8 protein-coding genes are annotated in these 5,468 nt (G+C 60.7%); 5 read left to right on the forward strand and 3 right to left on the reverse strand.

The window, feature by feature from the left end; all coding sequences use genetic code 11:
* Positions 1-41: 41 nt before the first annotated feature.
* Complete coding sequence (locus tag L0H65_RS19815; RefSeq protein WP_367651997.1) at positions 42-170, reverse strand: hypothetical protein; 129 nt, start codon at positions 168-170, stop codon at positions 42-44.
* A 25-nt stretch (positions 171-195) separates the two neighbouring features.
* Positions 196-351, reverse strand: a complete 156-nt coding sequence (locus L0H65_RS19820) for a hypothetical protein (protein WP_367651998.1) — start codon at positions 349-351, stop codon at positions 196-198.
* 137 nt (positions 352-488) lie between these two features.
* Here L0H65_RS19820 and L0H65_RS13430 point away from each other — a divergent pair, with 137 nt between their 5' ends.
* The 5 genes from L0H65_RS13430 to L0H65_RS13450 are packed head-to-tail and all read left to right on the forward strand — an operon-like array spanning position 489 to position 4,822.
* Positions 489-1,220, forward strand: coding sequence for a FadR/GntR family transcriptional regulator (locus tag L0H65_RS13430; RefSeq protein ID WP_301459558.1), 732 nt, complete (start codon positions 489-491; stop codon positions 1,218-1,220).
* Positions 1,221-1,241: 21 nt separating this feature from the next.
* The gene (dgoD, locus tag L0H65_RS13435; RefSeq protein ID WP_301459559.1) at positions 1,242-2,390 is read left to right on the forward strand and encodes a galactonate dehydratase; all 1,149 of its coding nucleotides are present in this window, start codon (positions 1,242-1,244) and stop codon (positions 2,388-2,390) included.
* Positions 2,390-3,244, forward strand: coding sequence for an SMP-30/gluconolactonase/LRE family protein (locus L0H65_RS13440; protein ID WP_301459560.1), 855 nt, complete (start codon positions 2,390-2,392; stop codon positions 3,242-3,244). Before dgoD ends, L0H65_RS13440 begins: the two co-directional genes overlap by 1 nt.
* 10 nt (positions 3,245-3,254) lie before the next feature.
* Entirely contained in the window at positions 3,255-4,181 is a 927-nt protein-coding gene (locus L0H65_RS13445) for a 2-dehydro-3-deoxygalactonokinase (RefSeq protein WP_301459561.1), read from the forward strand.
* On the forward strand, positions 4,181-4,822 hold the full coding sequence (locus tag L0H65_RS13450; protein WP_301459562.1) for a 2-dehydro-3-deoxy-6-phosphogalactonate aldolase: 642 nt from the start codon (positions 4,181-4,183) through the stop codon (positions 4,820-4,822). Before L0H65_RS13445 ends, L0H65_RS13450 begins: the two co-directional genes overlap by 1 nt.
* An 18-nt stretch (positions 4,823-4,840) precedes the next feature.
* Here L0H65_RS13450 and L0H65_RS13455 read toward each other — a convergent pair.
* Positions 4,841-5,468 (reverse strand): TOBE domain-containing protein (locus L0H65_RS13455; protein WP_301459563.1); only part of this gene is annotated, 628 nt, incomplete at its 5' end.

Here is a 5,468-nt window from a genome sequence, read left to right on the forward strand (position 1 = left end):
CGGTCATCGACGGTCATCATCTTCATGTTATGGGCCGCAGCTCAGGCAACCATGCCCGACCCCAAATTCACGTCAGGGGTGCAAACGACAAAGCCCTGCACGCCTTGCGCACCCAGATTGTCGATGGCCGACATGACCTTTTCGCCATCTTCCGCGCCCATTTCTGCCAAGGTGAAGCCCTTTTCGGCAGCAGCCTCATCGGCGAATTTCCATTCGTCCTGGAACTAGGGCTCCTCTGGCCGTTTTCACGATAAAGCCGATTTTTATCTCGTCTGCATAAGCCGCACTCATCGCGACAATGGGTGCGGCGGCGATGGCGCTTGCACAAAGATCCTTCCTCAGGAATTTCATGGGTATCCTCCGTTGAACCGGGCGAGTCTCCGTTCCCGCCACTGGATTCGACCCAATCTATTTCATCATACCAGCAAACATTCTTGATCTGATGAATGAAGTATGCGATGAATTGCCGGGCGAACGGGAGCGGACGGATGATCACACCAGAGGCCACAAAGCTGCGCCGACCGCGTGTTATGCCCGATGTTGTGCGCGCACTGGCCGGTGACATCCTGTCGGGCCGTTTTGCGCCGGGCGCAATGCTGCCGAGGGAGCCGGATCTTTGTGTGGACTATGGCGTCAGCCGGACGGTTATCCGCGAAGCCCTGAAAACGCTGGATGCCAAAGGGCTTGTCGTCACCCGCTCGCGCGTCGGAACGCAGGTGGCCGACCCAGAACGCTGGAACATTCTGGACCCGCAGATTATCGAATGGCACCCCGAGGGGACGCTGGACAACCGGTTGTTTGATTCAATCCTCGAAACCCGGCGCGGGATAGAGCCGTTGGTCGCCGAACTGGCCGCCAAGCGCGCGAGCTTGGCTGAAATCGGTGCCATCGACGCAGCGTTTCGCGAGATGCAAGCGGCGGGCGGTGATATCGACCACTTCTCCCGCGCGGATATCATCTTTCACCGTGAGCTTTATGCCGCCAGCCATAACCCGGTCTTTCGCCAGATCGGCAAGTTGATCGACGCCGCGCTGACATTTGCATTGCAGGCGACCGCGATTCTGTCGCCGGATGAACGGGCCGAAGCGATCCGCGTTCATGGGGCTGTGGTTGATGCCCTGCGCCTGCGCGATGGAAAAGCCGCGCGATTGGCGGCGGAGGCCATTCTCGATCTGGCGGCGCGTGACTTGGCGATGGCGCATAAAATGGATGCCCTTTGAGGCGTGATCAGGAGTTCGTTGATGAAAATTACTGCTCTGAAAACCTTTATAGTGCCGCCGCGCTGGTTGTTCTTGAAAATCGAAACCGATGAAGGCGTTTCCGGTTGGGGTGAACCGGTCGTTGAAGGTCGGGCGCTGACGGTAGAGGCGGCGGTGCATGAACTGGCCGATTACCTGATCGGGCAGGATCCACGCCGGATTGAGGACCATTGGCAAGTAATGTATCGCGGCGGCTTCTACCGAGGCGGGGCTATCCATATGAGCGCGTTGGCGGGCATTGATCAGGCGCTGTGGGATATCAAGGGCCGTGCGCTTGACGTGCCGGTGCATGAGTTATTGGGCGGGCAGTGCCGCGACCGGATCAAGGTTTATTCGTGGATTGGCGGCGACCGGCCTTCTGATGTTGCAGATGGCGCGAAAGAAGTCGTGGCGCGAGGCTTTACGGCGCTCAAGATGAACGGCACCGAGGAATTGCAGATCGTCGACAGCCACGACAAGATTGACGCAGCGGTGGAGCGGGTGGCACTGGTACGCGAAGCGGTCGGCCGCAATATCGGCATCGCAGTTGATTTTCACGGCCGCGTGCATCGCCCGATGGCGCGCATGTTGGTCAAGGAGTTGGAACCCTACGGGCTGATGTTCATCGAAGAACCGGTGCTCAGCGAAAACCGTGAGGCGCTGCGTGAAATTGCCAGCCTGTCCAGCACCCCGATCGCATTGGGCGAACGGCTGTTTTCGCGCTGGGACTTCAAGTCGGTGTTTGAGGAGGCGGTGGTCGATATCATTCAGCCCGACCTGTCCCACGCGGGCGGCATTACCGAATGTCGCAAGATCGCGACGATGGCGGAAGCGTATGACGTGGCAGTCGCCCCGCATTGTCCGCTTGGTCCCATCGCACTCGCCGCTTGTCTGCAACTGGATGCTGTCACTTACAACGCCTTCATTCAGGAACAGAGCCTTGGCATCCACTACAACGGCACCAATGACTTGCTGGATTATGCCAAGAACAAGGACGTGTTCCGCTATAGTGACGGCATGGTTGATATCCCGATGGGTCCGGGCCTTGGGGTGGAGATCGACGAGGACTATGTGATTGAGCGCGCGCGCGAGGGCCACCGCTGGCGCAACCCGATCTGGCGCCATGCAGATGGGTCATTTGCGGAATGGTAGTGCTGGGTCCCCACAGATTGGAACTGGGCGAAGGCCCGGGCTATGACCCCGTGACTGATTTGGCGTGGTGGTTTGACATCCCGGCCAAGCGCCTGTTCATGCGCCTTATCGCGGCGGGTGAAACTGTGGTGCATGATCTGCCTCTTGCCGCTAGTGCAATGGCGGTGACGGCGCAGGGGCGTCAGCTTTTGCTGGCGGAGGATGGGCTTTATTTCCGCAATCCGGCCAGCGGCGCGCTGGATTTGCATGTGGCCCTAGAGGCCGACAATCCAACGCTACGGTCCAATGACGCGCGGGTGCATCCGTCCGGTGCTTTCTGGATCAGTACGATGGGTTGGCAGGCGGAAGAAGGTGCGGGCAGCATTTATCGTTACTTTCGCGGTAAGGTCGAAAAGTTGTGGGACGGCATCACCATTCCCAATGCGATCTGTTTCGCGCCCGATGGCCGCACCGCCTATTTCACCGATACACCGACACGGCGTATCCAGAGTGTCGAAACCGACCCCACGAATGGCCGGGTACTAGCGGCACCGCAGGATTTCATAACTGGGTTGCATTGGCCCGATGGTGCCGTGACGGATGCGGCGGGGAATCTTTGGGTGGCGATGTTTGGCACCGGGCAGGTTTTGGGCTTTGCCCCCGATGGGCGCGCGATAGGTGAATTCCAACTGCCCGCCGCCAATCTGACCTGCCCGGCTTTTGTAGGTCGGGACGCGCGGCAAATGCTGGTGACAAGTGCCTTTCACGACATGGATCATGCTGCGCGTAAGCAGGCACCGGACGCAGGAGCGACCTTCATCCTGCCGCTGGATTTCGCCGGTCGCTTCGATCCGCCGGTTGATATCGGGCGCTAGGGGAATGGGCATGATGGCGGATTTCGTCGCGGTTGATTGGGGCACGTCCAGCTTCCGGCTTTGGGTGATGGCGCGTGATGGCCGACTGCATGGCGAAAGCCGTGGACCAGAGGGCATGAGCCATTGCGTCACAGCAGGCTTCGCCCCCGTGCTGGCCGCGCATCTTGCCCGCGCCGAGGCACCAGCCGATCTGCCGATTCTTATCTGCGGCATGGCAGGCGCGCGTCAGGGCTGGTTCGAAGCGCCCTATGCCGATCTACCTGCACCGATCACCGCATTGGCGGCGAAGGCAGTGCGGCTGCCCGGTCACTTGTTGGCCGACCTGCCGAACCCGCGCGACATCCGCATCCTGCCCGGCCTCGCGCAGCGCGATGCGGCACACCCGGACGTGATGCGCGGTGAGGAGACGCAGCTTTTCGGGCTTGCAAACCAAGCTATCGAGGGGCTGGTCTGCCTGCCCGGCACCCATTGCAAATGGGCAAATTTGCAAGATGGTGCGGTGACGGGCTTTGCCAGCTACATTACCGGTGAATTGTTTGACCTTCTGTCGCGGCAAAGCATCCTGCGCCACGCTATGCCGGAAACCTACGCCATTGCGCCCGATGACCCCGACTTTCTGGCCGCAGCCGATCAGGCGATGGCCGATCCCGGCTTGCTGACGGAGGCGCTGTTCCCGCTACGGGCCGGACAGCTTCTTGACTATCGCGGACGCGAAGCGACTCAGGCGCGGCTTTCTGGCCTCTTGATCGGGGCTGAAGTGGGTCGCCAAGTTGCAGGAAATGCATTGAAAAGCGTCACTTTGGTCGGCCAACAGGGGTTGGGTGCGCTTTATGCCGCAGTCCTGACCCGCGCCGGGTTGTCGATGAAAACTGTTGATGCGGAAAACGCCTCACGGCAAGGGCTTCTGGCCGCCGCGCGTGAAATCTGGAGGTTCTGATGGGCAACGTGGAATGGCCGAAACTGAAACGCGGGCTGGTGGCAATCCTGCGCGGGATCACCCCGAAGGAGGCCGCAGCAGTGGCTGACCTGCTGATTGCGGAAGGGTTCGAGGCATTGGAGGTGCCGTTGAACTCCCCCGATCCGTTCCGCTCGATTGAAATCATCGCGAAGGCCCATGGCGGTCATGCGCTGGTTGGCGGTGGCACGATGCTGACGACGGGTCACGTCGATCAGGTCGCGGATGCAGGCGGGCGTTTGATGGTCAGCCCTAACATGCGGCCCCGTGTCATCGCCCATGCCGCCAATCGCGGAATGGTCACGATGCCCGGCGTTCTGACCCCGACCGAGGCATTCGATGCGCTTGATGCCGGGGCTTCGGGCTTGAAGTTCTTTCCGGCCTCGATCCTTGGTCCGGCGGGAATTTCTGCGCTGATGGCGGTTTTACCGCAAGGGGCGGTCGTTGGTGCCGTCGGCGGGGTCGACGCGGGAAACATGGCGGAATATACCCGCGTGGGGGTCAAAACCTTCGGTCTTGGCACCGCTGTCTATCGGCCCGGCGACAGCCTGCAAACCGTTCGCGCGAAAGCGCGCGGTCTCGTTGCGGCATATGACGCGGCAATGGCGGAACGGCGCCGCTGAACCCTGACCCAGATCGGGTTACATCCGTGCCTTGGTTGCGGCATCAAAAAGATGTGTGCTTTCCAGGGCGGCGAGAACATGCATTTTTGCCCCGACAGCCGGGGGATGGGCACCCGGAACCCGCACCACAACTTCGGTCGCTGCATGACCCGTCAGCGCGGCATGGGCGTAGGCATCCGCGCCGAGCGTTTCGACCGCGCGCACCGTCAGGGCGATGGCGTTCGGGTTGCTTTCGTCAGTCTGCGTCAGGTGTTCCGGGCGCAAACCGATAAACGCCTTTTGCCCTGCGCGGTCAGCGGCGGGTATCTGCATGGCAATACGTTGCCCATCCGCAAGCGTGGCGAAATCTGCGGCCAAAGTGACCGGCAGAATATTCATTGCGGGGGAGCCGATGAATCCGGCGACAAAGATGTTTGCGGGCCGGTCATAGATCGCCATTGGCGTGTCGATCTGCTCCGCCACGCCGCTGTTCATCACGATCAAGCGGTCGGCCAAAGTCATCGCCTCGGTCTGGTCATGCGTCACATAAAGCGATGTGGTGCCAACATTGCGCTGCATCTCCTTGATTTGCAGTCGCATCTGCACGCGCAGCTTGGCATCGAGGTTGGACAGCGGTTCATCAAACAAAAACGCCGCCGGATCGCGA

It is taken from the genome of Pseudorhodobacter sp., from assembly GCF_030452865.1.
Classification (GTDB): Bacteria; Pseudomonadota; Alphaproteobacteria; order Rhodobacterales; family Rhodobacteraceae; genus Pseudorhodobacter.

Coding starts and splice junctions, on each gene's coding strand:
- L0H65_RS13450 (WP_301459562.1), top strand. CDS start 4,181: ATGGGCAACGTGGAATGGCCGAAACTGAAACGCGGGCTGGTGGCAATC.
- L0H65_RS19820 (WP_367651998.1), bottom strand. CDS start 351: ATGAAATTCCTGAGGAAGGATCTTTGTGCAAGCGCCATCGCCGCCGCA.
- L0H65_RS13430 (WP_301459558.1), top strand. CDS start 489: ATGATCACACCAGAGGCCACAAAGCTGCGCCGACCGCGTGTTATGCCC.
- dgoD (WP_301459559.1), top strand. CDS start 1,242: ATGAAAATTACTGCTCTGAAAACCTTTATAGTGCCGCCGCGCTGGTTG.
- L0H65_RS13445 (WP_301459561.1), top strand. CDS start 3,255: ATGATGGCGGATTTCGTCGCGGTTGATTGGGGCACGTCCAGCTTCCGG.